At 58.6% G+C, this 26,869-nt stretch carries 27 protein-coding genes; 9 read left to right on the forward strand and 18 right to left on the reverse strand.

What is annotated here, in order from left to right:
- Positions 1-224 precede the first annotated feature (224 nt).
- From QSK43_RS20230 to QSK43_RS20240, 3 genes are all read left to right on the forward strand, one after another.
- Positions 225-476: a glycine zipper family protein gene (locus QSK43_RS20230; protein WP_045020219.1), complete on the forward strand. Its 252-nt coding sequence runs from the start codon at positions 225-227 to the stop codon at positions 474-476.
- Positions 477-764: 288 nt separating this feature from the next.
- Positions 765-1,142 (forward strand): VOC family protein, encoded by a 378-nt coding sequence (locus QSK43_RS20235; RefSeq protein WP_045020091.1) that lies wholly within the window; start codon positions 765-767, stop codon positions 1,140-1,142.
- 18 nt (positions 1,143-1,160) lie between these two features.
- The gene (locus QSK43_RS20240) at positions 1,161-2,051 is read left to right on the forward strand and encodes an arginase family protein (protein WP_332304972.1); all 891 of its coding nucleotides are present in this window, start codon (positions 1,161-1,163) and stop codon (positions 2,049-2,051) included.
- A gap of 168 nt (positions 2,052-2,219) precedes the next feature.
- Here QSK43_RS20240 and QSK43_RS20245 read toward each other — a convergent pair whose 3' ends face one another.
- Positions 2,220-2,669, reverse strand: a complete 450-nt coding sequence (locus tag QSK43_RS20245) for a DUF305 domain-containing protein (RefSeq protein ID WP_200893626.1) — start codon at positions 2,667-2,669, stop codon at positions 2,220-2,222.
- Between the two features lie 222 nt (positions 2,670-2,891).
- On the opposite strand from QSK43_RS20245, the gene QSK43_RS20250 reads away from it, so the two are divergent.
- Positions 2,892-3,224 (forward strand): YciI family protein, encoded by a 333-nt coding sequence (locus tag QSK43_RS20250; protein WP_332304973.1) that lies wholly within the window; start codon positions 2,892-2,894, stop codon positions 3,222-3,224.
- Positions 3,225-3,268: 44 nt separating this feature from the next.
- On the opposite strand, the gene QSK43_RS20255 is transcribed toward QSK43_RS20250, so the two are convergent.
- Positions 3,269-3,886, reverse strand: coding sequence for a TetR/AcrR family transcriptional regulator (locus QSK43_RS20255; protein ID WP_332304974.1), 618 nt, complete (start codon positions 3,884-3,886; stop codon positions 3,269-3,271).
- A 97-nt stretch (positions 3,887-3,983) separates the two neighbouring features.
- Here QSK43_RS20255 and QSK43_RS20260 point away from each other — a divergent pair, with 97 nt between their 5' ends.
- The 3 genes from QSK43_RS20260 (at position 3,984) to QSK43_RS20270 (ending at position 8,245) form a co-directional block, all read left to right on the forward strand.
- Positions 3,984-5,411 (forward strand): coniferyl aldehyde dehydrogenase, encoded by a 1,428-nt coding sequence (locus QSK43_RS20260; RefSeq protein WP_332304975.1) that lies wholly within the window; start codon positions 3,984-3,986, stop codon positions 5,409-5,411.
- Between the two features lie 41 nt (positions 5,412-5,452).
- Complete coding sequence (locus QSK43_RS20265) at positions 5,453-5,914, forward strand: GFA family protein (RefSeq protein WP_332304976.1); 462 nt, start codon at positions 5,453-5,455, stop codon at positions 5,912-5,914.
- Between the two features lie 183 nt (positions 5,915-6,097).
- Complete coding sequence (locus QSK43_RS20270; protein ID WP_332304977.1) at positions 6,098-8,245, forward strand: TonB-dependent receptor; 2,148 nt, start codon at positions 6,098-6,100, stop codon at positions 8,243-8,245.
- 126 nt (positions 8,246-8,371) lie between these two features.
- Here QSK43_RS20270 and QSK43_RS20275 read toward each other — a convergent pair whose 3' ends face one another.
- From QSK43_RS20275 to QSK43_RS20290, 4 genes are all read right to left on the reverse strand, one after another.
- On the reverse strand, positions 8,372-9,505 hold the full coding sequence (locus QSK43_RS20275; protein WP_442967867.1) for an ABC transporter substrate-binding protein: 1,134 nt from the start codon (positions 9,503-9,505) through the stop codon (positions 8,372-8,374).
- 185 nt (positions 9,506-9,690) lie between these two features.
- Positions 9,691-10,044 carry a cyclophilin-like fold protein gene (locus QSK43_RS20280; RefSeq protein WP_332304979.1) on the reverse strand — a complete coding sequence of 118 codons (354 nt, stop codon included), beginning with the start codon at positions 10,042-10,044 and terminating at the stop codon, positions 9,691-9,693.
- A 207-nt stretch (positions 10,045-10,251) separates the two neighbouring features.
- On the reverse strand, positions 10,252-11,361 hold the full coding sequence (locus tag QSK43_RS20285; RefSeq protein ID WP_332304980.1) for an alpha/beta hydrolase: 1,110 nt from the start codon (positions 11,359-11,361) through the stop codon (positions 10,252-10,254).
- A 58-nt stretch (positions 11,362-11,419) separates the two neighbouring features.
- A complete protein-coding gene (locus QSK43_RS20290) occupies positions 11,420-12,562 on the reverse strand; it encodes an MFS transporter (protein WP_332304981.1) in 1,143 nt (380 codons plus the stop codon).
- Between the two features lie 190 nt (positions 12,563-12,752).
- On the opposite strand from QSK43_RS20290, the gene QSK43_RS20295 reads away from it, so the two are divergent.
- The gene (locus QSK43_RS20295) at positions 12,753-13,673 is read left to right on the forward strand and encodes a LysR family transcriptional regulator (protein WP_332304982.1); all 921 of its coding nucleotides are present in this window, start codon (positions 12,753-12,755) and stop codon (positions 13,671-13,673) included.
- 52 nt (positions 13,674-13,725) lie between these two features.
- Here the strand turns inward: QSK43_RS20295 and QSK43_RS20300 are convergent, their stop codons facing one another.
- The 11 genes from QSK43_RS20300 to QSK43_RS20350 all read right to left on the reverse strand — a co-directional run bounded on the left by QSK43_RS20300 (position 13,726) and on the right by QSK43_RS20350 (position 25,416).
- Positions 13,726-14,121: a c-type cytochrome gene (locus QSK43_RS20300; RefSeq protein WP_332304983.1), complete on the reverse strand. Its 396-nt coding sequence runs from the start codon at positions 14,119-14,121 to the stop codon at positions 13,726-13,728.
- Between the two features lie 71 nt (positions 14,122-14,192).
- Entirely contained in the window at positions 14,193-14,753 is a 561-nt protein-coding gene (locus tag QSK43_RS20305) for a gluconate 2-dehydrogenase subunit 3 family protein (protein WP_332304984.1), read from the reverse strand.
- Positions 14,753-16,438 (reverse strand): GMC family oxidoreductase, encoded by a 1,686-nt coding sequence (locus QSK43_RS20310; protein ID WP_332304985.1) that lies wholly within the window; start codon positions 16,436-16,438, stop codon positions 14,753-14,755. The genes QSK43_RS20305 and QSK43_RS20310 overlap by 1 nt, the downstream gene beginning before the upstream one ends.
- A gap of 138 nt (positions 16,439-16,576) precedes the next feature.
- Positions 16,577-17,431, reverse strand: coding sequence for a sugar phosphate isomerase/epimerase family protein (locus QSK43_RS20315; RefSeq protein ID WP_332304986.1), 855 nt, complete (start codon positions 17,429-17,431; stop codon positions 16,577-16,579).
- Between the two features lie 130 nt (positions 17,432-17,561).
- A complete protein-coding gene (locus QSK43_RS20320; protein ID WP_332304987.1) occupies positions 17,562-18,731 on the reverse strand; it encodes a Gfo/Idh/MocA family protein in 1,170 nt (389 codons plus the stop codon).
- Between the two features lie 11 nt (positions 18,732-18,742).
- A complete protein-coding gene (locus QSK43_RS20325; protein WP_332304988.1) occupies positions 18,743-19,792 on the reverse strand; it encodes a sugar phosphate isomerase/epimerase family protein in 1,050 nt (349 codons plus the stop codon).
- Positions 19,793-19,838: 46 nt separating this feature from the next.
- Positions 19,839-20,861, reverse strand: coding sequence for a LacI family DNA-binding transcriptional regulator (locus QSK43_RS20330; protein ID WP_332304989.1), 1,023 nt, complete (start codon positions 20,859-20,861; stop codon positions 19,839-19,841).
- A gap of 3 nt (positions 20,862-20,864) precedes the next feature.
- Positions 20,865-21,833, reverse strand: a complete 969-nt coding sequence (locus tag QSK43_RS20335) for an ABC transporter permease (protein WP_332304990.1) — start codon at positions 21,831-21,833, stop codon at positions 20,865-20,867.
- A gap of 1 nt (position 21,834) precedes the next feature.
- The gene (locus QSK43_RS20340) at positions 21,835-22,779 is read right to left on the reverse strand and encodes an ABC transporter permease (protein WP_332304991.1); all 945 of its coding nucleotides are present in this window, start codon (positions 22,777-22,779) and stop codon (positions 21,835-21,837) included.
- Complete coding sequence (locus QSK43_RS20345) at positions 22,776-24,269, reverse strand: sugar ABC transporter ATP-binding protein (RefSeq protein WP_332304992.1); 1,494 nt, start codon at positions 24,267-24,269, stop codon at positions 22,776-22,778. The genes QSK43_RS20340 and QSK43_RS20345 overlap by 4 nt, the downstream gene beginning before the upstream one ends.
- A 124-nt stretch (positions 24,270-24,393) precedes the next feature.
- Positions 24,394-25,416 (reverse strand): substrate-binding domain-containing protein, encoded by a 1,023-nt coding sequence (locus QSK43_RS20350; protein WP_332304993.1) that lies wholly within the window; start codon positions 25,414-25,416, stop codon positions 24,394-24,396.
- A 307-nt stretch (positions 25,417-25,723) separates the two neighbouring features.
- On the opposite strand from QSK43_RS20350, the gene QSK43_RS20355 reads away from it, so the two are divergent.
- Positions 25,724-26,119, forward strand: a complete 396-nt coding sequence (locus QSK43_RS20355; protein WP_332304994.1) for a (R)-mandelonitrile lyase — start codon at positions 25,724-25,726, stop codon at positions 26,117-26,119.
- Between the two features lie 285 nt (positions 26,120-26,404).
- Here the strand turns inward: QSK43_RS20355 and QSK43_RS20360 are convergent, their stop codons facing one another.
- A complete protein-coding gene (locus tag QSK43_RS20360; RefSeq protein WP_045020049.1) occupies positions 26,405-26,608 on the reverse strand; it encodes a cold-shock protein in 204 nt (67 codons plus the stop codon).
- Between the last annotated feature and the right edge of the window lie 261 nt (positions 26,609-26,869).

Raw genomic sequence — 26,869 nt, forward strand, 5'->3', positions numbered from 1 at the left:
ATCGCCCTCAGTTGCAGATGTGCCGTCTGTTCGGTTCACGCTCATTTGCGAGAGAGTGCCCGACCGATTTGAGTCGACCTTCAATTACTTCGGAACTTTGGGCAGTGGACTTGGTTCGATGACTTCACCGTGACGGTCCGGCCGAAGCCAACACTCGGCCTGTCGCGTCGCCTTGGTGGCCCGAAGGAGTCTTTTATCGGGAGCAAACTGGAATGGAGGTTCAAATGCACAAGTTTCTCATTATCGGATGCGTAGGGTTGGGTCTGACAGCTTGCACATCGACGGAAAAGGGTGCCGGGATCGGTGCCGCCACGGGCGCCGTCGTCGGCGGTGTGGCGACGGGCAACGTTCGCGGCGCCGCGGTCGGTGCGGCCGTGGGGGGTGTATCCGGCGCCTTGATCGGAAATGTAGCAGGACAACCCGGCCGCTGCTATTATCGCGACCGCGACGGAAATCGTTATGTCGATCGATGCTGAGCGTTTTCCGGCCTTCGGCGGCAAGGGCTGAAACCGTGCCTTCGACCGGCTGATTGCGTCGGCTGAGCGCTGCTGTCTCATCGTGTATGGCGGGCGGAGAGCTGGAGTTTCCGTGACATGTTTCCGACACCGAGTTGCGGAGCCACTACAGTCAGGCGATTCTTTCCCAAGCACCGTCGCGGCATGCCGGAAACCTATCCGTTCGGTGGATAGCACGAGGCTTCGTTGCGTCAAGGGAACAATGATCGGAGGCAGCCGTTACGGTGCGAAATTGGAACGGAGGACGGTGTGATCCACCATGTTTCGGTAGGGACAAATGATGTCGGGCGTTCAAAGCGCTTCTACGATGCCGTTTTGCCGATCGTCGGCATAGTGCCGATGGCCGAGGACGAGGGAGGACTGGGCTACGGAAGCGGCACGTTTCACTTCAGCGTTCAGGTGCCGATCGATGGAAAACCAGCGACTGTCGGCAATGGCAGTCATATCGCTTTTGCCGCCGAGGATCGTTCGATGGTCGATCGATTTTACGCGGCGGCATTAAAATACGGTGGCAGCGACGATGGCCCTCCGGGGCTGCGGCCAAACTATGATGCCAACTATTACGGCGCCTTCGTTCGCGATCCGGACGGTCACAAGATCGAGGCCGTGACTTATTCTGCGAAATAGCCGCTGATGGAGGCGCGCATGCAGACCCTTCCCTATGCAATTCTCGAAGCTCCCTCCACGCTAGGCCTGGCGACCGATGGTGTGGAGCACTTGCCCGACCGGCTCTTGAGCCTCGGGCTCGCGGAGCGCATCCATGCGCGCCGCGCCGGGCGGCTGGCGGTGCCTCCAAAGGATCCGGCTCCCGATCCCGAGACCGGCGTCCTGAATGCAGGAGCAATCGCGGCGTGGTCACCCAAGCTTGCCGACGCGGTGGAAGCGGTGCTCGATACGGGTGAATTTCCGATAGTACTCGGTGGAGATTGCACGATCGTGCTGGGCTCGATGCTCGCGTTTCGACGGCGTGGCCGCTACGGTCTGCTTTTCATCGATGGCAACGCTGATTTCTTTCAGCCGGAGGCGGAGCCCAACGGCGAGGGCGCCTCGATGGACCTTGCCCTGGTCACCGGCTATGGCCCGTCGCTCCTAACCAACATCGAAGATCGTGGTCCTCTGGTCCGATCCCAGGACGCGGTCGCCTTCGCGTACCGCGATCATAAGGATCAGGAGGAATACGAAAGCCAACCGCTTCCCAGTGAACTCAAGGCGATCGACCTTCCCGCCTTGCGTGCGAAAGGCATCGAGGCCGCCGTACGTGAAGCGGTCGACCACCTGACGCGAGAGGAACTGGACGGCTTTTTCATCCATCTCGACGCCGATTGCCTCGACGACGCCATCATGCCGGCTGTCGATTTCCGCGTGCCGGGCGGGTTGTCGTGGGAGGAACTCGGGACCGCGCTGCAGGTCGCCCTGGCGAGCGGCAAGGCAGTCGGCATCGAAATCACCATCTATAATCCGCGCCTTGATGAGGACGGCAGCGCCGGGCGCGGCTTTGCCGACATACTGACCACAGCACTCGGAAGGCGCCTGTAGAAGGCGGGGTCCGGCCGCATATCGATGCCACCTTCGGTGGGAAAAGGAATGTGTCCCGCGAAAAGATCGTGCGGCAGGCGTCATCACGGCTGTGACGCGAAAGACGCCGATCAAATGGGAACAAAGGTTCAGCGGAATGGTTCGGCGGCCGTGCCGCGTTGGAGGCGGTCAGTTAAGACGGGCCTGAATGGCATTCATCTGCTCGATTTCCTCACGCTGGCCGCGCGAAATTTGCGAGCATAATGCGACGAGTTCCTGGTCCTGGAGATCCGCGTCTTCGCACATGAGGATTGCACCGGAATGATGCGGGATCATCGAGGCGATGAACTGTCTATCGTCTATGAAAGCCTGCGTGCGCGTTCCGGCGAAGGCGGCCACAAACAGGATTGCCAGACCGGCATATATGAGTGCGTTTAACCTGTTGTTCCTGTACATGCCGCCCATGGTGGCAAGCATGATGATGCCCATCGGCGCAACCATCGTCAGCGCCATGTAGAGCATGTTGAGGTTGTTCCGGAAATCGCCCCATCCGTCGATCATGGAGAACATGACGAAGTACATGACAACAAGACTGAGGAGCATGTTGACGGCGAACATCGCGTATGGGCGTCTGCCCATGTTCTCCTGTCCACTATGGTCGTGATCTTGCATGATCGGTTCCCTTCGGCTTTCAGTCACTGGATGAGAACGAATTTTCCGATGGCGCCGCTGCCGCTGGAAAACGAATTTCTCTTAACCTCAAAGGCGCGGTTTGGTTCCCGTTCGCGGAACCGGCTTCAGGTCGTAGCCGTTGACTGGCAATTCTCAAGGCCTCCACATTCCCTGAAAGGAGACGACACCATGCCCAAGTTCATCACAATCGGATATGGAGATCCGGCGGACTACGAGCGCACGCCCGGCCCCGTCAGGGACGCCGCCCATAACCAGGATGCGAAATTGCGATTCGAAGGCGCGGTGATCGGGATTGCCGGTCCGCCGGTGCAGGTCCGCAATCCAGAGGCCCGTGGCATGGAAACCCGCGATGGGCCGTTCATGTCGTCCGCCTTGCCGATCGCCGGTTTTGCCATCATAGAAGCCGCAGACTTAGCCGAAGCTATTGAAAAGGTTTCGCACGTTCCCTGCGCGGTGGCGCACGGCGTCGTTGAAGTCTGGCCACTGAAAGAGATAGGCTGATCTGAGCGGCAGTCGACTGGGTGCGGGTATTCCTGCATGCGGAGCTAGTCTTCTGGTGCTGTATTCTCCAAACCTTCCACCAATGTGCTCAAGGCCGAATCCAAAGGGGAAAATCCAACTTTCTCAGGCACCAGAAGCCCATCGATCGCAAGCATGGTCATGCCGTGGATGAGCCCCCACAAGGTCGCCGCCTGGCCTTCTATCGGCCGTTTGCGAATGCGCCCCGCGGCCTGGCCTCGTCGAAGGATTTCGAGCGCCTGATCGAAGACCGCAAGCGCTCGCTCATTGAGATGCATTCCCGCGATTTTTTCCTCTCCAGCGCTGAACATCAGGCGGTAGAGGGCAGGGTTGTCCATCCCGAACGCGACATAGGCGTGAGCCACAGGCGTGATTTCGTCGCGGAGGGACTGGGGCGCTTCAGGCTTGGCGGCCGATAGAGACTCCCGCAGCCGGTCGAAACCAATCATTGCAATCTCTGCAAGGAGCGCGGCCTTGTCCGGAAAGTGCTTGTAGGGTGCAGCGTGGCTTACGCCAGCCCGGCGGGCGACTTCCCGCAGCGTGAACTGCCAGTTCTTCTCCTCCTGAAGCATATCCAATGCCGTCTCGATAACTGCGCGACGCAGATCACCATGATGATAGGGGCGGTTTGGGGTGTCCTGCATGGTGCCTCGAAGTTTCTTTCGACTACATTGTTGACAGTGACTACTTATGCGCCTATCTCAAGCGCATAAGTTTCTTTTGTCTACATTGGAGTGGACCATGAACGCAATCGACAAATTGACCGCCCCTGATCGGTTAGGCAGTCTTCTCGCCGACCAGCGTGCTGCCTTCCTGCGTGACGGAGCGCCGTCGCTGGCGCAACGACGCGCTGATCTGTCGAAGTTCAGGTCCACGATAATCGGGCACCGCAAAGCGATCGAAGACGCCATCAATGCCGACTTTGGACATCGCTCTAGGTATGAGACGGCGATCATGGAGGTTGGTGGGGTCGCGGAGGGAACGAAATATCTGATCCGCAACCTTCGCAAATTCATGGCGCCTTCCCGCCGTCACGTTGCTCTGCACATGCGGATGGGCAATGCCCGCATTGAGTATCAGCCGCTTGGCGTCGTCGGCGTGATGTCGCCGTGGAACTATCCGGTGAACCTGGCGCTGATGCCGGTCGCAACCGCCATCGCCGCCGGCAACCGGGTGATGTTGAAGCCTTCCGAGTTCACGCCCGTGACGAATGCGCTGCTCGCAAAAACGTTCGGTGAGATTTTTTCCGAAGAGCAGTTCGCGATCGCGAACGGTGATGCGGCGGTAGGGGCGGCATTCGCGGCCCTGCCGTTTGACTATCTCGTCTTCACCGGCAGCACTGCGGTGGGGCGGGCTGTGATGAAGGCTGCGAGCGACAACCTCGTACCGGTCACACTTGAACTGGGCGGCAAATCGCCGGTCATTGTCGCCAAAGGCCATTCCCTCGACCAAGCGGCGGCGTCGATTGCTTTCGGCAAGCTGCTGAACGCCGGGCAGACGTGCATCGCCCCTGACTATGCACTCGTCCACGAAAACGACGTCGAGCCGTTCATCGAGACGTATGGCCGGAAAGTCGCGTCTTTCTATGCGGACGGGCCGACGAGCGAACACTATACTTCCGTCATCAATGAGCGGCACCACGCCCGGCTCCAGAGCCTGATCGAGGACGCCAGAGCCAAGGGTGCGCAGATCATCGAGGTTGGTAATCGGCCCGGCGATGCATCCACTCGCCGCAACACGCTGGCGCCAACCGTCGTATTCGGCGTGACAGATATCATGCGCATCGCTCACGAAGAGATTTTCGGCCCGGTTCTGCCGGTATTTCCCTACCGCGACATCGCCGATGCGGTTGCCTATGTAAACGCCCGGCCTCGGCCGCTCGCGCTTTATTATTTCGGTGCCGATGATGAAGATCGACGCATGGTGCTGAGCCGAACAACCTCAGGCAACGTCACCATCAACGGCACGATCATGCACATCGCTCAGGATGACTTGCCCTTCGGCGGCGTCGGGGCCAGTGGCATGGGTGCTTACCATGGCATTGAGGGCTTCCGTACCCTCAGCCACGCCAAGGGGATTTATGAGCAGGGTCGCTGGAATCTTTCCAGCCTGCTCCATGCCCCGTTCAGACAGCCGATCGATATCATCCTCAAGATGATGCTTCGATAACCGGCGTGCCGTCATCAAGCCAAGCTCAGGAGCATCCGAACATGACCACCTACACATCGCTGCCGCTGCGCGGTTCCTGCGAATGCACTGCCTGCTCTTTCGAGGTGCATGCCGAACCGAAAGCAAGGTTCCGATGCCACTGCCTGATTTGCCAGGCGTTCAACGGCAAACCATTCGCGGATGTGGTCGCCGTTCGCGCCAAGGATGTGACGTTGAAGAACGCCGACAATGTCTCATTCAAGAAATACCGTTCGCCGCCGAACTTCGACCGCGGGCTCTGCCGGACCTGCGGCAAGCCCGTTGTGGAGGTTGCGGGCGTCGGGCCGTTCAAGGTGGTGTTCATTCCAGCGTATAATTTTGGGGCTGAGGCCCAGCTCCCGCCGGCTCGGATGGATATATTCTATCACCGTCGCCTGCTGGATATGTCGGATAGCTTGCCCAGATACAGCGGCTATTTCGCGAGCGAGCTGGCGGTCGGGAAAATGATCATGAGCGGACTGTGACATAGTGAGCCAACCTAACTGACGGCGACGACCCAAGCCCAGACCGCGACTGACAACCACGCACAACCCTAGCGCTGAATCAAAATTGACTTTTTTAATCATGTTATTTACTCGGCTTTGATCGAAGCGTGAGGTCTCGAATCAACCGAAGCCTGCGATCGGCAATTTTATCGAGGATTTGCTATGAATACCCGCATGGGATGCGCGATCGCGTTGGCGATTTTGGTCAGTGAGACGGCCTCCGCCGAAGACACGATCCAACTTAAACCAATTATCATTGCAGGTGATAAGGACGAAACGTCCACGATCGGGACATTGCCGGACGAGTATGCGGGCGGCCAGGTCGCAAAAGGTATGCGACTTGGCATACTCGGGGACCGGGATTTTATGGATATTCCATTCAATGCCACGGCCTACACGTCGCAGAAGATTGAGGATCAGGGCGCCCGGACCGTCGGCGAGGTAATGGATAATGATCCATCTGTCCGAAATACTCACTCATCCGGCGGAATGCTGGACTCCTTTTACATTAGGGGGTTCCCGATCGGTGAAGGCAACTTCGGGGAGATCGCGTTTGACGGTGTTTACGGGGTTGCACCGACCTACCGCGTTTTCACTGATTATGCCGAACGTATCGAGGTGCTGAAGGGCCCGACGGCGTTCCTCTATGGCATTTCACCCAACAGTGCTGTCGGCGGCACCATCAATATCGTTCCGAAGCGCGCTGGCGATCAGGACCTGACACGGGTGACCACTGACTACGCTTCGGAGGTGCAGGGTGGGGTTCATCTCGACCTGTCCCGTCGTTTCGGCGATGAGCGCCAGTTCGGTGTCCGGTTCAATGGCAGCGTTCACGGTGGCGACACGCCGATCGACGATCAGGACCGAAACTTCTTTCTGGGTTCGCTGGCCCTGGACTACGAAGGAGAGAACCTTAGAGCCACGCTCGATGTTATCGGGCAATATGAAAAATATGATGCGTTATCGCGTCCGTTCTACCCAGGAAGCCGCCTTGCGGCGATCCCGAGTGCGCCTGACGGTTCGTTGAACGTACAGCAGTCGTGGGAGTGGTCGAAAAGCACGGACCGGTCGGTTCTTGGACGATTCGAGTATGATCTGACCGATGATGTCACCTGGTTCAGCGCGGTGGGCGGCGGCACCTCCCATGTCCATCGCCTGTTCGGCCTGCCCACCATCCTCAACTCCGCCGGCGACATCAGCACCATGCCGCAAAATGGCGTCTTCGATGTCGATAGGCTAACGGCGGAAACTGGTCTGAGGGGGAAGTTCGATACCGGTCCGATTGCGCATGTCATGACCCTGCAGGCGAGTTATCTAAAACAGGGCCTCGACCGTGCCATCGTGTCTGGAACGACCGATCTCAGCAACATGTATGATCCGGTAAGCCGGGTTGAGCAGTTCGTGGCCAATCCGAGCTCCGTGCCAAGAGTATCGGAAAGCACGCTCTCGGGCATTGCGTTATCCGACACCCTGTCGATGCTGGATGAACGATTGCAACTGACCGTCGGCGGCCGCCTTCAGCAGATCGATTCGAAGAACTTCAATACGGCCACGGGTACGGTTTCCTCCTCGTCGGATGAGGATGCAGTCACGCCGTTGGTGGGTATTGTCGTCCGGCCCTGGGATGCCGTTTCCTTCTATGCAAACTACGCCGAGGGGCTCAGCATTGGCGACACGGCGCCAATTACTGCGGTCAATTCCGGTGAAACGCTCGCTCCGTACCGCACCACCCAATACGAGATCGGCACGAAGTTCGACTTTGGTCAGGTTGGGATGACGATCAGTGCGTTCCAGATCGAAAAGCCCTTTGGTCAACTGGAGCCGACGAGCGGAGGCCTCCTGTTCTCGGCGGGAGGCGAGCAGCGCAATCGGGGACTTGAGTTTAATGCCTTCGGGGAGGTCACGGACGATGTTCACCTGCTCGGCGGGCTGATGCTGATCGACGGTGCGCTGACGAAAACATCAAATTCGCAAACCCTCGGAAACAAGCCCGTTGGGGTTCCCTCCGTCCAGGCGAACATTGGCATGGAATGGGATACGCCGTTTCTTGAGGGGTTCACTGTTTCGGCCAATGTGATCCATACCGGAGAACAGTATATCAACGCGGCCAACAGCCTGAAAATCCCGTCCTGGACGCGACTGGATCTGGGCGCACGCTACAAGACGGAAATCGAGAATAGGCCGGTAACAGTCCGCGCCTCCGTCGAAAACGTCTTCGACAAGGATTACTGGTCGGGCGTGGCAAGTTACAGCACGATCGCGCAGGGCGCGCCGCGCACGTTCAAGATCTCCATGACTACCGATTTTTGAGAACGTAAAGCTGGGATCGGTTACACCTTGTTGTTGCTCGCAGGTGAAACCGGTCCTGACACCGTCGCAAACGCGAAGACCGGAGCTACTGCCTGATGACCAATAACCGCATCACGCGAAGCGCCGTTATTTCGTGGAGGCGTCGAAGCTGACGGCATAGCCAGGTTTGTACTCGATCGGCAGAAACTTCCTGTGGTACTCAGCGAATGTCTGATCGGGATCAAGGTCGGCAAACAGGTCCGGATGAAGCCATTTGGCAATCCACTGGATGGCGATGAATTCGTAGGGACTGTTATAAAACTGGTGCCAGATGCCATGAAAGCTATTCGTCATCTGCGCAGTTGTGCCTGTGTAGGCATCGCGCGTCGGATACCATTCCAGTTTTTTACGTGCCTGGTTGATATCTGCACCCGGCCCTAAGGGAATCCAGCGCCCTCCCGGCACGTAAGCCTGCCAGTCGGCGCTTGTAACGATCACCTGATCGGGATTGGACACGACCACCTGTTCAGGATTGAGTTGCCCAAAGGTCGACGGCAGGAATTCGCTTCCGATGTTTTTGCCACCGGCCAGCTCAACGTATTTTCCGAAGTTTTCGGCGCCAAAGGTCAGGCAGCAATCGTCGGAATATCCGCCGATGCGCTCGATAAACACTTTGGGGCGGTCTGGCTTGGCCTGCTCCAGAACGCTCTCCACCCGCTTCATTGCCTGCTTTCTGAATGCAATGACTTCCTCCGCCCTCTCTTCGCGCCCCATGATCTTGCCGAGAATCCGGATTGTCGGATCGGTGTTTTTCAAGGGAGAATGGCGGAAATCGACATAGAGCACTGGAATATCCAGTGATGCTAACTTCTCGACGTATTGTGCCTCCTCATTTGCCTGTTTGGCCTCGAGATTGAGAAGGACGACGTCCGGTTTCTGGACGACGGCGGATTCGATATCGATAAGGCTGCCTTCATGACCTTTGAAGGTGGGCAGTTTCGCGAGCGCCGGGAATTTGTCGAGATATTGTTTGTAGGTCGCGGGATCGGCATCGATCAGATCGTTGCGCCAGGCGACGATACGCTGAAACGGGTTCTCTTTATCGAGGGAGGCGATCAGATAGAGCTGGCGGCCTTCTCCAAGCAGCATGTGCTGAACAGGGACGTTGACCTCTACACGCCGTCCGGCAATGTCGGTAATCGTCATCGGGTGTGGCTGTGCGACATTGTCTTCGGCGCAAACGAACGCAGGAAAGGTCAGCGAAAGAGAGAGCAGTGTCATAAAGCCGAGGTGCCGTTTCACGGAGTATCTCCAATGGGTCTTTACATCTTTGCGGAAAACCGGGCCCGCACGCGTAAGACAGGGATATTACGTAAAGGCGCGAGACAAAAGGGTAATTTGCCTCCAGGCCCAAAGCTGGTTCGAGGCGGGCAGGATTGCCACGGTTCCCCTGCCGCTATCGATTATTAGCGCGGTTTTTCTATTCTGATGGTGACCTTGCCGGGTCGATCAAAGATCGAGGCATCACTGGGGATATGACCCAAGATCACGATGCCAGGCTGCGGCACGCGTCCATCACGGTAGTAGATGACGAAATCGCCCGAACTCCAGAGGCCGAGCGTACCAATGGAGAACTCGCGCTGGCGCGGAGCGGACGGTAAGGCGGAGGGCAGGTCGCCGGTCTTTTCCTGACGCAGATGATCGTCCATCTCAATCGTCAACGGCAACAATGCGACAAGGGCACGAGCGGCCGCGTTGTCAGCCAGTTCGGCAGTAACGTTACCCCAGTCGGAGGAAATCAGAACGCGGTCCTGCGCCAATGCGGATACTCCAGTCTGAAGTGATATTAAAGCCGCCACGAATGTTGTCTCTACGAAACCTTTCATGCGTCACCCATTTTTGCCAAGACCATGATTTTACCGGTCGATCCAAGGCAGGACGTGGCGTAGTGAGCCGCCTGCGGCACGAGACATATGGCTGGCGATACCGGCGCCATTAGAAGCGCCGGCAAGCTCACGGGTGTTTTGTTACGCGAGGTGCTGATCGAAAAAGTTTTTCAGCTTGTCGAACGGGATAAGATCCACCCGGTCGTAGAGATCGACATGGCCCGCTCCCTTGACCCAGACCAGTTCCTTGGGTTCCGAAGCCCGATTGTAGGCGTCTTCGCTGAACTCCTTTGAGTGGGCCTGGTCGCCGGAGATGAACAGCATCGGGCGCGGGGAGATCGTCTCGATGTCATTGAAGGGGTAAAAGTTCGCGAACTTGACGACGCTGCTCATGGTCGGCTTTGTCGTTGTCCGTGGTGTCGCGCCAGTCGGTGTAAACTCGCCGCGGGGCGTGCGGTAGAAATCGAAGAATTCGCGCTGTACCGGATCAGTGTCGGCGGTCAATTCGAGCGTCGTACCGCCGACATACTGAATTTCCGCCCCGTCCGTCTCAGCCCAGCGCTGCTCGGCAGCCGAGGCTATGAACTGCTTGCGTTGCGCGACGCTCTGGGACTTGTTGAGGGCGTTGCGAAATGCCGAACCCATGTCATACATGCTAACCGTTGCAACCGCTTTGATACGCGGATCGATCTTGGCGGCGCTGATGACGAAGCTACCACTGCCGCATACGCCGATCGCGCCGATATTCTGTCGATCCACGAAAGAATGTGAACCGAGGAAATCGACGCCCGCGCTGAATGCTTCGGCATAGATTTCCGGCGACACCAGATTGCGGGACTGCCCCTCGCTTTCTCCCCAGAAGGGCAGGTCGATCGACATCGCGACAAAACCCTGCTCCGCCATCTTGGTGGCATAGAGGTTTGCGCTCTGTTCCTTCACCGCTCCCATCGGGTGTCCGACGATGATTGCCCGGTTCTTTGCCGTCTGATCTATGTTCTTTGGGAGGAAGATGTTGCCGGCGACATTCGTCTGGTACTGGGTTTTGAAGATGACCTTCTCTAGGGTTACCCTGTCACTGGTGTAAAAATTGGCCGCGCCGTTGGACATGTCCTGAGCCTTTGCATTCGAGGTGTCGAAAATGGACATCGCTCCGAGTGCGGCTACACCGGCGCCGGTCATCTTGAGTAGGCGGCGGCGGTCGATGCCGATGTTATAGGGATTTGCGTTGTCTATGTCTGGTTTGTTGGTCATCTACATGTCTCCTTGAGTGGTGCTTCGATTGAAATGATCCGGAGGGAACGCTGAGTTTTCAGAGGCGTGCCGAACGCCATGCGGCAATGGCGAGAAGGGACGAGCCTGTCAGGAGGACTGCGGCGAACAGGAAGGCAGTCCACCAGCCCATGCTGTCGAACAGGATGCCACCGAGCGACGCGCCCAGCGTGATGGCGAGCTGGATTGTTGCTACCTGAAGCCCGCCACCCGCTTCCGCGTCGTCGGGCATCGTTCTGGCCAGCCAGGTGCCCCAGCCAACGGGAGCGGCCGTACCGAAAAGCCCCCACATGAACAGCAACATAGACGTGGCGGCGATGGACGAACCGAACACGATCAGGCCAACGGAGATCAGGGCCATGATCAGGGGAATTACGCCCAGAATGCTGAACAGGCGTTTCTGAAGCAGACGGCTGACGAGATACGTTCCGGCGATCCCCGCCAGGCCCATCGATAGAAGCAGGAGCGAGAGTGTCGGAATCGAGACCGCAGTGACAGTCTCCAGAAATGGCCGAAGATAGGTGAAGAGCGCGAACTGACCCATGAATAGCAGCGTGATGGAAGCCATGCCGATGGCGACCTGCGGGCGAGCGAGTAGCTTGAAAACGTTCGTAGAGTCTTCGCTGCGTTTCGGAGGGAGCGAGGGAAGGCTGATCCACTGCCAGATAAGAGCTAGAAGTGCGAGCGGAACGACCGCAAAAAAGGCGCCGCGCCAGCCGATATAGCTTCCAAGAAAGCTGCCGAGCGGTGCGGAGATTGTCACTGCAATGGCGTTACCCGCGTTCAGCATCGCTAGCGCCTTGGGAACAGAATTCTCGGGGACAAGCCGCATCACCACTGCCGTGGACATCGACCAGAATCCGCCGATTGCGATGCCCAGCACGGCCCGACCGATCATCAATACGGGATAATTCGGCGCGAAAGTGACGACCGTTCCCGATACGATCAGGAACAGTGAAAAAGATGTCACGACGACCCGACGGTCGATCCGACGCGTGAACCCAGCAACGAAGAGGCTGGTCAACACGGCAAATATCCCCGAGATCGAAATCGCCTGGCCGGCATGTCCCTCTGTGACGCCAAGATCCGTGGCGATCGGAGAGAGCAGGGCGACCGGCATGAATTCTGAGGCAATGAGGACCGCGACGCACAGCGCCAGGGAGAAAACCGCTCCCCAGGCCACCACCGGCTCCCCGGCCTGAGTTGACGTTTCATGAACAACGTCAGCATGAACAAGGGCAATGTCTTCGGATCGTGTTTGAGCTTGGTATGTCATGACCGCAACATACGCTGATCGGCGTTTCGCGATTAGCTATTGCAATCCTCTTGTACTTATCGATCTATGATATTAATCGACAGTCTCAGGAGACGTCATGAAAAGGGAAGACCTGAACGATATGCTGTGGTTTCTGGCCGTCGCAGAGGAGCGCAGCTTCACCAAGGCGGCGGCAAAGCTCGGCACCTCACAATCAACGATCAGCCACACCATTAAAAAGCTTGAGACGCGGTTGGGATTGAGGCTTCTCACGCGCACCACGCGTAGCGTTTCGCCAACGGAAGCTGGAGAGAGATTGATCCGTTCGCTTGCACCCCGGATCGAGGAGCTTGAAGCCGAGATTGATGAACTCATGGAGATCAGGGACAAGCCATCGGGCACCGTCAGGATAACTCTGTCGGATTACGCCCAGGAAAGTGTTGTGTGGCCGAAACTACGCCCTGTCCTGCGCCAGTATCCTGATATCAAAGTCGAATTGAACACCGACAATGGGTTTCGAAACATCGTGGAAGAGAAGTTCGATGCAGGCGTGCGTCTGGGTGAGAGTGTCGACAAGGACATGATCGCGGTCCGGATCGGTCCCGACTGGCGTTTGGTCGCGGTCGCCTCTCCTGAATATCTCGCGAGGCGAATAGCTCCAGAGACGCCCCAGGAGCTGATCGGTCATGACTGCATCAACCATCGGCAAGCGCGGGCTGGCGGCCTTTATGCATGGGAGTTCGAAAAAGATGGCAGGGAGGTCCGCGTCCGCGTCGACGGGCAGCTAATTTTCAACACCTCCTACGCCATGATCGATGCGGCGGTTGGCGGATACGGCATAGCCTATGTGCCGGAAAGCCTTGTCGTGGATGAAACCGCTTCGGGCCGGCTCATCCAGCTTCTGGATGATTGGTGCCCGATGTTTCCGGGCTACTATCTGTATTACCCGAGCCGTCGGCAGAACTCTCCGGCGTTCAAGATCGTTGTCGACGCACTGAAATCCGATGTGTTCAAGCATGGAATATCGCCCCCCGGATAGAGTGATATTTGCTCAATTTCGGTTCTGTGGATTTACCGTTTTTGCGGCTATTTCATTCGGCCGGTTTCGAAGCCGCACTTTCGATATAGGCGATGAGATTGTCCAGCTCTTCAGGTTTGCTGACGCCAGTCGAGGCCATTTTGTTTCCAGGTATCTTCTTCTTGGGCGCACTCAGGAAATCCCGCAATTCTGCGGCCGTCCACACCTGTCCGTCCTCGCCGGCCTTTTTCATCGCGGTTGAATAGTTGTAGTCGGCAGCGCCGCCCGCCGCACGGCCGATGATCCCGTTGAGCTGCGGGCCGACCTTGTTTTTCGCACCCTCGCCGATGGCGTGACAGGCGGAACAGCGCTTGAAGACCGCTTCCCCCTTGACCAGATCACCCTCCGCCAGTGCGGGAATGGCGCTGGTTGCCAGCATTGCCGCCATAATGATTATTCTCTTGCGCATTTTGTCATCCTTTGTCTTGCCGCATGAACGCAACCCGCCCGCAGAAGCGGGCGGGTCGGCTCGATCTGAATTCAGGTCGTGCCCCAGGCAGGCGTACCCTTCTTATAAGGAACGCAGGTTTCGAAGCCGCCGGGGATCTCGTCGTAAACGAGAACTTCGGTCGCACCGATCTTCGAGGTAAAGAAGCCGAGCAATGTCAATTGCTTGACGAGCGTGAAAGCCTGCGGGGCGGTCGGCGTCTGTTCCGCCCGGGCTTTTTTATCCAGTGCGGAAATCAGCGTCTGCCGTTCCTGCGGCGTCAGCTCCAGAAAGGCCTTCTTGTGCTCCGCCTGGCTGCGGTTTTCGATCTCCGCCATTGCGGACAGGAAGAGTTTCCGCTGCTCGTCGGTATAACAATCGGCGACATATAAGGCCATGAATGCGCCGACGGCGGCATCCTTCGCACCCGGCGTGGATGTGCGGGGAATGATCGTTTCCGCTACCTCGTCCAGAAGCCGGATATCTTCGGGGCTGAAGGCGTGGGCCTCGCCGGCGGGCTTGGCGGCATTTTCCGCAGCCGTGACCACGTCCGCGCCGATCAGGGGAAGGCCGGTTGCAATGGCTATCAGTTTCAGCAGATCGCGTCTGTTCATCACAGGTTCCCCTTCTTGAGTTCGGAAACGGCGAATTCGGCGGCACGCGCCGTCAGCGCCATATACGTGAGCGACGGGTTGACGCAGGCAGCCGAGGTCATGCAGGCGCCGTCGGTCACGAAGACATTGGGCGCATCCCAGACCTGATTGTTGCCGTTGAGCACGGAGGTTTTCGGATCGCGCCCCATGCGGGCCGTGCCCATTTCGTGAATGCCCATGCCGGGTGCGTAGCTGCCCTTGTTGGGCTTGACGTTCTTGATGCCGACCGCTTCGAACATCTCGACGGCGTCATTGACCATGTCTTCGCGCATATCGAGTTCGTTCTGCTTCATCTCGACATTCATCGACAGGACCGGCAGGCCCCATTTGTCCTTCTTGTCGTGGTCCAGTTTCACGCGGTTCTCGTGATAGGGCAGCATTTCACCGAAGGCGGTCATGCCGATGGTCCAGCCGCCCGGCTCGGTCAGTGCATCCTTGTAGTCGGCTCCGATGTTGAGTTCGGCGATTTCCCGCTCCCAGCGTGTGCGGCTGGCAGATCCCTGGTAACCGAAACCGCGCAGATATTTCCGCTTGTCGTCGCCGGTGTTGCGGAAGCGCGGAATATAGAAGCCCGCCGGGCGCCGGCCCTTGAAATAGAACTCCTCAAAACCTTCCACCTCGCCGGTGGCGCCCATGCGGAAATGGTGGTCCATCACATTATGGCCGAGTTCGCCAGAGCTGCTTCCAAGCCCGCCTTCCCAGACATCGGTGGCCGAATTCATCAACACCCATGTCGAGTTCAGTGTCGAGGCGTTGAGGAAGATCACATCGGCGGTGTATTCATAGGTGAGGTTGGTCTCAGCATCGATGATCTCGACGCCGCGCGCCTTCTTCTTGTCCTTGTCGTAAAGGACTTCCTTCACGATGGAGAAAGGCCGGAGCGTGAGATTGCCGGTGGCGACCGCCGCAGGCAGGGTCGATGCCTGCGTGCTGAAATAGCCGCCGAATGGACAGCCCAACCGACACTTGTTGCGGAACTGGCAGCGTGTACGGTCCTGATCGGGAAGTTCCTGCGTGATGTTGGCGCAACGCGAATTGATGAGGTGGCGCGTGCCCTTGAAGGCGGATTTCAGCCGGCGGGCCACATCCTCTTCCACGCAATTGAGAGGAATGGGCGGAAGAAATTCACCATCAGGGAGGATATCCAGCCCCTCGCGGCTGCCGGAAATGCCGGCGAAGCGCTCGACATAGTCATACCACGGAGAGATATCCTGATAGCGGATAGGCCAGTCGACGGCGATGCCTTCTTTGGCATTGGCCTCGAAATCGGTCTGCGACCAACGATAGGTCTGGCGTCCCCACAAAAGCGAACGGCCGCCGACGTGATAACCACGGAACCAGTCGAAACGCTTTTCCTCGATATAGGGCGTTTCCTGTTCGTCGGCCCACATGCCAAGCGTGGCCTCTTCCAACAGATAGTCGCGGCTGAGAACCGGATATTTCGCCTTCATCTCCTGCGTGGCGCGGTTGCGGTGGGGATAATCCCAGGCTTCCTTATCCGCGTTCTGATAGTCGGTGATATGCTCGATGTTTCTGCCGCGCTCCAGCAGCAGCACCTTCAGGCCTTTTTCCGTGAGTTCCTTTGCGGCCCAGCCTCCACTTATGCCTGAGCCGACGACAATCGCATCGTAGTGATTGTTTGCCATGATAACTCCTCCGATTGGTACTTGGGTAAAAAGTCGACAAGACGAAACACTTCCCGTCGCGACGCGGCGGAAACTGGGTCTATATCTTTCGAACCTTGTGCTCCCCGGCGGACCGACCGTCGGGGAGCGGTTTCGGTTTTACTGAATTGTCGGGAGGCGTTCTTTGAGGAACGCGTTGCCTTTGGTCACAACCGCTTCGGCATCGAGCGGAAGGTCGTGTTCAAGGATGAACCACTGTGCGCCGGCATGTTTGGCCGCCGGCAGAATTGCCTTCCAGTCGAGAACACCGGTGCCGAGCGTTGCAAAACCGCGCTCGTTTTCCGCCGTGCCCGTCGGCGCATTATCCTTGGCGTGGATTGCGAAAACCCGGCCTTTCAACGTGCCGAGGAACTGGGCCGCATCATTGCCGCTGCGCGCCACCCAGGCGACATCGAGTTCGGCTTGCAGTTTCGGGCCAGCAGCGTCGAGCAGCAACTCAAGCGCCGTCTTGCCGTCGAACTTGACCATTTCAAAATCATGGTTGTGGTAAGCCATGGCGATACCTGCCGTCGAAAGCTTGTCGGCATATCCACCAAGCTCTTTACCGAAGGCGGTCCAGCCTGCGGCGTCAGTCGGGCGCTGTTCCGGCTTGAGGAAAGGTACGGTCACGACCGGATTGCCCACAGCCTTCTGCTCGGTGATAACGTCATCGAGATTTCCGCGCAGCTTGTCGATCGGCACATGCGAGGAAATGACCTTGATCTTGTGCTTTTCGAGAAGCGCGTTCAGCTCGCTGGCGCTGACCTTCTGCATATCCACCGTTTCCACGGCCGAGACGCCCGCGCGGTTGAGAATGGCAAGTTGCTCCTCAAGCGTTCCGGCGTTGCGAAGTGTGTACATCTGAGCGGCAATCGGCAGCGTCTTGCTGTCATCGGCAAAAACCGGGTTTGCGATACCGGCCGCCAGTCCGGCGACGAATGCCATCTTCGCGAATTTTGACTTGAACGTTTTCAAACGCGTAACTCCCTTTCCGTTTGATCAATGTGACGACACGCTTGCCCTTGCCTTTGCCGACTGCTTAGCCGGGCATTGCTGGGCACAACCTCCGATGCCCCTGCGTCGTCAGTCTCCGATATCCAGCGATCTAGATATCGATCCCTACCCAGGACGAGGTCAGGCTGGACCGAACGGCCGCATCGATGAATGCGAGACCCGCAAGGCCGTCCTCTATGCCGGGATAAATCACATCCCCGGCGGCTGTTTTTTCCTCCCTTTTGGCGATGATTGCATCTGCGGCTTCGCGGTAGATCGTCGCAAAACCTTCGAGATATCCTTCCGGGTGCCCGGATGGCACGCGGCTGACGCGGTTGGCCGCAGCCCCGGCACCCGCGCCATTGCGCGTAATCAGCCGCTTCGGCTCCCCATAAGGTGTGAACCACAGTTCGTCCGGCACCCGGTGGTGCCATTCAAGTCCGCCCTTGTCGCCGTAAACGCGCAGCGAAAGGGCGTTTTCATTGCCGACCGCGATCTGGCTTGCCCAGAGCATGCCTTTCGCGCCGCTTTCGTAACGCAGCAGGATATTGGCGCTGTCATCCAGTTGCCGTCCCGGAACGAACGACGTCAGATCGGCGTAAAGGCTATTGGGGATTTCACCGGTGACGAAAGCGGCGGCATTGAAGGCATGCGTGCCGATGTCGCCGATCGCCCCGCCCGCGCCGGATCGGCTCGGATCGGTGCGCCATTCCGCGCCCTTCGCGCCGGTCTTTTCGACCGCTTCGGTCAACCAGTCCTGCGCATATTCCGCCTGGACATGGCGCAGCTTGCCGATGGCTCCATCAGCAACCATCTCCCGCATCTGCCGCAACATGGCGTAGCCGGTGTAATTATGCGTCAGGATGAACAGCCGGTCGGACGCCCTGACGATCTTGGCCAGATCTTTGGCCTCTTCGATCGTCGCGGTGACGGGCTTGTCGCAGATGACATGAATGCCGGCTTCGAGAAACGCCTTGGACGGGGCGAAATGCAGGTGGTTGGGGGTGACGATGGCCACCGCCTCGATACCGTCTTCACGTCCGGCTTCGGCCGCCGCCATTTCCTGAAACGAAGCATAGGAGCGCTCAGGCGCAATGCCGAGCAGGGTTGCCGAGGCGCTGGCGCGTGCCGGGTCGGAAGAAAGCGCGCCCGCCACCAGTTCGTAACGGTCGTCCAGCCGCGCCGCAATGCGATGCACCGCGCCGATAAAGGCACCCTGACCGCCGCCCACCATGCCGAGACGAATGCGGCGGCAATTAAATTTTGCTGTTGCGGAAGACATGGCTATCCCTTTCACAGACCGAGAAGGCGACGATTGGCGGCATCATCGACGCCGCTTTTGGCGAAATCGTCGAAAGCCCGCTCGGTCACGCGGATGATGTGATTTTCAATGAAGCCGACGCCTTCGCGCGCCCCGTCTTCCGGGTGTTTCAGCGCGCATTCCCATTCCAGCACGGCCCAGCCATCGAAGTCGTATTGCGTGAGTTTGGAAAACACCGCGCCGAAATCGACATGCCCGTCGCCGAGCGACCGGAAACGTCCCGGCCGGTCGACCCAGCCTTGATAACCGCCATAGACGCCGGAACGGCCTGTCGGATTGAACTCGGCATCCTTGACGTGAAACGCACGGATGCGCTCGTGATAGATGTCGATGAAGTCAAGATAATCCATCGCCTGAAGCACGAAGTGGGACGGATCGTACAGAATATTGGCGCGCGGGTGATTGCCGGTGACCTCGAGAAAGCGCTCGAAGGTGACGCCGTCATGCAGATCTTCGCCCGGATGCAGCTCGTAACAGAGATCGACGCCATTCTCCTCGAAGGTATCGAGAATGGGTGTCCAGCGCTTGCCCAGTTCCGCAAAGGCCAGTTCGACAAGGCCGGCCGGACGTTGCGGCCAAGGATAGACAAACGGCCAGGCAAGCGCGCCGGAAAAACTCGCATGGCTTTTCAGACCCAGATGCTGGGAGGCTTTCGCCGCGCACTTCAGCTGATTGACGGCCCATTCCTGCCGCGCCTGCGGTTTGCTACGCAGTTCGGCCGGCGCGAAACCATCGAACATCTCGTCATAGGCGGGGTGAACGGCGACGAGTTGGCCCTGAATATGGGTCGAAAGCTCGGTGATTTCGATGCCCATCTCGGCCAGACGGCCCTTGATGTCGTCGCAATAGGTCTTGGAAGCGGCGGCTTTTTCAAGATCGAAGAGCTTGGGGTCGGTCGGTAACTGAATGCCCTTGTAACCGAGGGAAGCCGCCCATTGGCCGAGATTGTCGAGCGTGTCGAAGGGTGCTTTGTCCCCGACAAATTGCGCGAGGAAAATCGCGGGTCCTTTGATCGTCTTCATATCCGTACGCTCCTTACATTCCCAATTCGGGCATTCACAGTTCATTTTACCGGTGCGGCGAGCGGCAGGGCGCGACGGAGCCGCGCACCACCAGTTCCGTGTCCAGCACGATGGTTTCGGCCGTGCGTTTGCCGTTCAACCGGTCGACCATCAGCGCCATGGCTTTCCGGCCCATCTCCTGCCGGGGCTGGCGCACTGTCGTCAGCGGCGGTTCGAAGGCATTGGCGAAAATGATATCGTCGAAGCCGATGACGGAGACGTCGGCCGGAACCGAAATCCCGCGTCCACGCAACTCGCTGATGGCGCCAATTGCCATCTGGTCGCTCGATGCGAAGATCGCGGTAAAGGAAATGCCGTTTTCGAGAAGGCTGCCAATCGCCCGGCGGCCGGCTTCGATGCTGTAATCGCCAGTCACAACGAGTTCGTCGGAATAGCCGATGCCGGCTTCGGCAAGCGCATCGCGATAACCTTCGAAACGTTCCTGCGCGAGACTTTCCGGGAAGGGACCTGCAAGGTGCACGATCCTCTCATGTCGCGCCTCGATAAGGTGGCGTACGGCGTTTTGGGAGGCTGCGCGGTTGTCCACCTTGACGGTGGGCAATGCGAGGCCAGGCACTGTTTCCGAGGCGATGACAATCGGCGGCAACGCGTCGCCCTGATCGAGAAGCTCAGCCGGGAACTGGCCGGTCATCAGGATGAGGCCGTCGGCATGTTTCTGCCGGACCATGTCGATATGGGTCGCCACGCGGTTCTCGTCATTGCGGGCGTCGCCCATCAAGACCTTGAAGCCCGCTTCACCCGCCGCTTCCTCCACGCCCTTATAGATTTCGAGATAAAAGGGGTTGCCGATATCGCGAACGAGAAGAATGACGGTGTTGTTGGATTGACGCCGGAAGCTTGCGGCCTGGGCGTTGGGAACAAAGTTCGCCTGCCGGACGGCATCGAAAACCTTTTTCCTTGTTTCCGGGCGGACTTTGTCGGGTTGTTGCAGCGCCCGTGACACGGTCGCGATCGAAACGCCCGCGAGAGCTGCAACTTCCCTGATATTCGAACCTTGGTCTTTGCTCATCTATCACACACGCAACTGCTTTTGGCGGCCATAAAGCAGCATCAGCGCAAGTAACGTGACACCGAATATGATCTGCCGGGCCCATACATCGAGGTTGAGCGTTATCAGTACGCTTTGCAGAATGGTGAGCGCAACTGCCCCGGCCATGGTTCCGATATATCCGCCGGCACCGCCGGCAAGCGAAGTGCCGCCGATGACGACCGCGATGATCGACGGAAGAACATATTGGTCGCCGACGGAAATGAACGACGTGCCGGTATAACCGATCACGCAAACCCCGGTCAGCCCGGCAAACAGGCCGGACAGGCCGTAAAGCAGCGTGCGGATCAAAGACACGGGCAATCCGACAAGAGTTGCCGCCCGCTCATTGGAGCCGATGGCGTAAATGGAGAAGCCGAACGCCGTTCTGCGCAGCACGAACAGCATGATCGCGGCAATGCCGAGCCAGACGAAGAGAACGCCGGGAATGCCGAAAACGAGCGGACGGTTGATGAAGCCCGCCAAAAGCGGTGCGGCCGCACCTGATGGAACGCCCTGCGAATAGACCACCAGCCCGCCCTGGATGACCGCCGTCATGCCGAGTGTCATGACCAGCGGCGGAATGCGCACGAAGGTGATGCCGAGACCGTTGATGAGGCCGATCAGGAAGGGGATGCCGCCTGCGACCAATATGGCGAGCGGAATGCCCGTGTTCTGGCCGTTCATCATGTTGCCGGCAAGGACGGCACCAAGCGATATCATCGCGCCGACGGATAGATCGATGCCCTCCCGTCCGCCGAGAATCACGAGGTTCTGACCCGCTGCGACGATGCCGAGAATGGCCGCAATCGTCAGCAGCCGCACGATCTGCGATCCTTGAGCAAAGCCCGGTGACAATAATTCGCCGACCAGCAGCAGGAAGAACGATGCGCCGATCGCAATGGTCAGGGGATCGGTGATGAGGGATTTGATTTGCAAACCGGGATTTGTCATGTCAACGCCTCGTCACCAGAACGCCGCCGGCAAGCGCCGTCAGCACGATCAAACCCTGCACCAATGTCTGGTACTCGAAGGGCAAGCCCGCAAAGAAAATCACATTGCCGATCATGCCGAGAACCAGCGCCCCGGCGATCGATCCTGTCGAGCTGCCGAAGCCGCCGGAAAGTGCCGTACCACCCAGAACCACAGCCGAGATCGATGACAGCGCCAGGCTTGCGCCGAGCAATGGATCGCCGGAGGCAGTTTCGCCCGTCAGACACAGCGCCGCGAGCGCCGAAAACAGACCGGAAATCATGTAAGCGCCGATGCGGATGCCGGAGAGGCGCAAGCCCGTCTGAAAGGCTCCAGTGCGATTGCCGCCCACGGCCAGCAGATGGGTCTGAAAGGGAACGCGCGATAAGATCAGGGTAAAGGCAATGCCGGCGAGCAGCACCCAAAATACGAAGGGCAAGCCGATGAAGCTGCCGGAATAGGTCTGCCAATAGGCTTCCGGCACGGGGAGACCAGCCTGCGGCAGGACCCAGATCGCAAGTCCGGCGAAGATGATGCCTGTTGCGAATGTCGTGACGATGGGCTGGAAGCGCAGGCCGGATATGAAGAGACCATTGACCAGCCCGCAGATCACCCCGACCGCGGCTCCCGCCGCCATGCCGACGACGACAGCGCCCGCCGTTCCGCCAAGCGCCGCTATGACGCTGACGGTGACGACATTCGCTAGCGCCACGATGCTGCCGACCGACAGATCGATATCTCCCGCCAGAATGACGTAGGTCTGGCCGATGGCGACGAGGATCAAAGGAAGAAACGTCGTCAGGTTCGATTGCAGAACCGCCGGCTGAATGAAGGATGGCTGCAACCCCGTGTTCACGGCAATAAGAATTGCGAGAACGACAAGGGTTATGATCCAGGGTTGCTTACGCAGAAAACCGAGGGAATTCATGCGGCGTCTCCATAGGCGGCGCGGGTCATGTTTACGGATGTCATGTCGGCTCCGGTCAGCTCCGCAGAAATGCGTCCGCCGTTGAACACGAGAATGCGGTCGGCATATTCGAGGATTTCCGCATCTTCCGAGGAATAGAAAAGAATGGTCGCGCCGGCATCGGCCTGCTGCCGCATCAGCGCGAAGAGATCGGCCTTCGCGCCAAGATCGATGCCCTTGGTCGGGTCGTCGAGCAGCAGCAGTTTCGGCGAGGTGGCAAGCCAGCGGGAGATGAAGATTTTCTGCTGGTTGCCGCCCGAAAGCGTGCCTATTGGCATGTCCATGCCCGCGAACTTCGTCTTCATATCGTCCGCGACTTTCTGCACACGCGGCTTCAGCGTCGCGGGCCGGACCAGCCGCATCTTTTCGCGCACCATGAGAGCTGCAACAAGATTTTCGAAGATCGACCGGCCCTGAAGCGAGGCATCGCGACCGCGATCACCCGACACATAGGCAAAACCGTTGTGAACCGCCTGTGAAGGCTTGCCGATGACGGCGTCGCGGCCCTCGAACTGAACATGGCCTGACGCAAACGGGTTCGCGCCGAAAATGCCCTTCAGCAAAGCCGATTGTCCCTGACCCTGCAGGCCAGCCAAACCGACGATTTCACCCGGATAGGCCTCCAGACTGATACCGCGAACACCATCGCTTGCAACATCCGTCACTTTCAGGCTGGGTGCTGCGCCTGCTCGTCCCTGCTGGCGGGCGGGAGCGGCGCGGACATCACCGACCATGTCGTGCACGACGGTTTCGCGGGTGGTGGCGGCTGTGTCGAGTTCGGAGATGGTCGCGCCGTTACGCATGACGGTGATGCGGTCGCAGACCGCGAAAACCTCATCGAGCCGGTGGGAAATCATGATGGTGGAGACGCCGTCAGCCTTCTTAGCTCTGAGGATCTCGAAAAACCGCTGGGACTGGCGGCCATCGAGCGCCGCCGTTGCCTCATCCATGATCATGAGGCTGGCATTCTGAGCGAAGACCTTGAGGATTTCGACGAGCTGGCGCTGATCGGGCGGCAGATTGCCAACGATCGCATCCGGCTCCAGCCCATCCCCGGCAACCCCGTCAAACAGTGCGATCAGCTTGCGCGCCTCGGCTTTCAAGACCTTGCTGTCGACAAAAATGCTGCGCTTTGGTTCGCGACCAAGGAAGATATTATCGGCGACGGAAAGCTGCGGAATGAGGCTCAGCTCCTGGTAAAACAGGGCAATGCCGGCATTTTCGGCGTCACGCGGACTTTTGAAGCGCACGTCTTCGCCGTTGAACCTGATCGTGCCGCTGGTCGGCGCAACCGCGCCCGCAACGATCTTGCAGAGCGTGCTCTTGCCGCAACCATTCGCGCCGAGCAGCGCGTGAATTTCGCCACGGCCGACGGTCAGCCTGCCGGCGGAAAGCGCACGCACGGCGCCAAAATTCTTCGTTATGCCGGCCGCCTCCAGAGCGTTCGCCATCGCATGTCCCCGAATTGTGCTTGTCATTGTGTTTCGTCACTGACGGAGACGGAAAAGAACGCGTCGTCCGCACTCGAAATTGCGAAATTCGGGCTGGCAAACGACCGCCAGCCCGAAGCCGGTCTTATTTGAAGAACTCGCCAGCCTGCTCCGGTGTCACGGTTGCCGTGACGGACCAGTAGCCCGGTTTGCCATCGGCGGCCTTGATGTTGTCCGCGAGGTTGTCGGTGCTGACGAAGGGGATCGGAATGTAGACAGCGTTGCCATAGGTGCCGCCGAAGATGCCGTCCTTGAATTCCTTGCCCTGCAGCTTCAGAACCGCAACGTTGAGCGCGCTGGCCATGACACCAGGAGGATTGACCGAAGCGCCGGAGTTGAATTTTTCGGCTTCCCAGCGCGTCATGAAGTCCTTGCGGATTTCGCCTGTTGCGGCAATGTCCTTGGTCTTGCCGGCGGCTTCGATTGCGCGCCATGCGCCATCGGCCATGCCGTCCTGCACCCAGACGCCGCTGATATCGGGATAGGTGGCGAGAAGGTTCTGCATGGCCTGCTGGCCCTGAGCCTGATCCCAGCTCGCATTGGCTTCGTTCAGCACCTTGATGTCAGGATATTTCTTGAACACTTCGCGGTAACCGGCGACGCGCGCTTCATTGGCGGGATTGCCTGCGATGCCGTTAATGGCGACGACGCTTCCCTTGCCCTTCAGCGTATCCGCAAGCCATTGCGCGGACTGCGCCGCCCAGGCCTTCTGGTCGATGCCGACATAGATCGCATCCTTCGAAGACACTTCGGCGTCGGTGGCGATAACGAGAATGTTGCGTGCTTTCGCCTGAGCGAAGATCGGGTCGAAAGCCGTCGGGCTGCCGGGATTGATAAGGATCGCATCAACGCCCTGGTTCATGAAGTTACGGATGTGGCCGATCTGCCCCTGCACATCGACATTGCCGCTCTGAACGACTACTTCGACCTTGACGCCCTTTTCGCCCCACGCTTTTGCGGCAGCCTGGGCTTCCTCGATCATCTGCGTGCGCCACTCGCTGCCGACGAACGAATTGGAAAGACCGATCTTGAAGCTCTGCTCCTGCGCGTGCACAGACGTGCCGGCCGCCAGCACCATCGCGGCGGCAGCCATCAAATGTCTAAACATGAAAATTTGCTCCTCCAAGCAACGGATATCGACTATGAAACCGTTTACATCGATAAATGTAACCGGTTTCACAAACGAGTCAATCCTGTCGATAATATTTGTTACGACCCTTGAAGAGGAATCGAAAGAGCGCCGCCAGCGTTAAAAATGCCCTCAAAAGAGCAGCATGGCCCTCGTAGCGACTACGGTTGCGGGCTTCGGAGAAGACTTTCGAGCCTCACAGGCTGATCTGATTTTTCACTCCCCAGTGGACAAGAGGGGTATTCCCATTTCAAATTGCCACACGATCCAAATCAGGAGCTTGACCATGGAAATATTGCGTGCGGGAACACGGGCATCGGCCAAAGGCCCCGAATCATGGTTCACGGGTACGGTCCGTATCGACCCGCTTTTCAACCCGTTCGATGCCGAGCGGGTGCAGGGCGCTCAGGTCACTTTCGAACCCGGCGCTCGGACCGCCTGGCACACCCATCCCCTTGGGCAGACCCTGATCGTGGTTTCCGGGGTCGGCCGGGCACAGCGCGAGGGAAGCCCGGTGGAAGAAATCCGTCCCGGCGATATCGTATGGTTCGCACCGGGTGAGCGACATTGGCACGGGGCTGCACCCAATGTTGCCATGGCCCATATCGCGCTTCAGGAAGTCAAGGACGGCAAGGTGGTGGACTGGATGGAGCAGGTCACGGACGAACAGTACGGGGGCTGATGCGACAGGAACGCATTTTGGTTGCCGCGCCGGCCTTCGTTCCAACCTTGCCTGGGGGCGGGCGGATGCGGTGGCGGTTGATGGCGGTCGGCAATTTAGCTGTAGCCATGACGGCTGCCGCGACAGTGATGCAGGCGTCGCGCAGATCGAAGAGCTTGGACTCTATTCATATCGCCGGTGCGGCCGTTCTAGAGCCGAGCTTACCAGGACCAGTGCGCTACACGGTCTGTTCCGGGTGGTCGAAGGTGCAGGCCCCGTCGAATCGACGAGGCCAAATTCACTCGGTTAGATGACGCTGACGTTTTCAGCCTTTGACTTTCCAGTCTTGCGATCTTGCCCGATATCGTAGTTGACCTTTTGGCCATCCTGAAGGGCGCCACCGAAACCTACGGCGGAGATGTGGACGAATACGTCCGGACCGCCATTGTCGGGGGTAATGAAACCGAAACCTTTATCCTGAGCGAAAAATTTAACTGTACCAGTTGCCATGATATCCTCCTTGCGTGCTTATCACACCAATGCATTATCGCGCACGAAGACGAACGGCAAGACTTTAGGTCCAGTGAATTGCATGGGCTCGTCGTCTTCGAGTGCTGGACCCCGGGCCACGTTCGGATCGGGCGCCGTATCGACGCCCCAAGAGACTTTCACCCGGTCGCGCAGGTTTTCGCCAAGCAGCTACGAAAAGCGGCGGCAGCGCCCAGTCCGACAGCGGTTGGATGATTTGAGGACCATGGGCGTATCATTTAC

The sequence above is a fragment of the Rhizobium sp. GR12 genome, assembly GCF_036596185.1.
In the GTDB taxonomy this organism is placed as follows: domain Bacteria; phylum Pseudomonadota; class Alphaproteobacteria; order Rhizobiales; family Rhizobiaceae; genus Agrobacterium; species Agrobacterium nepotum.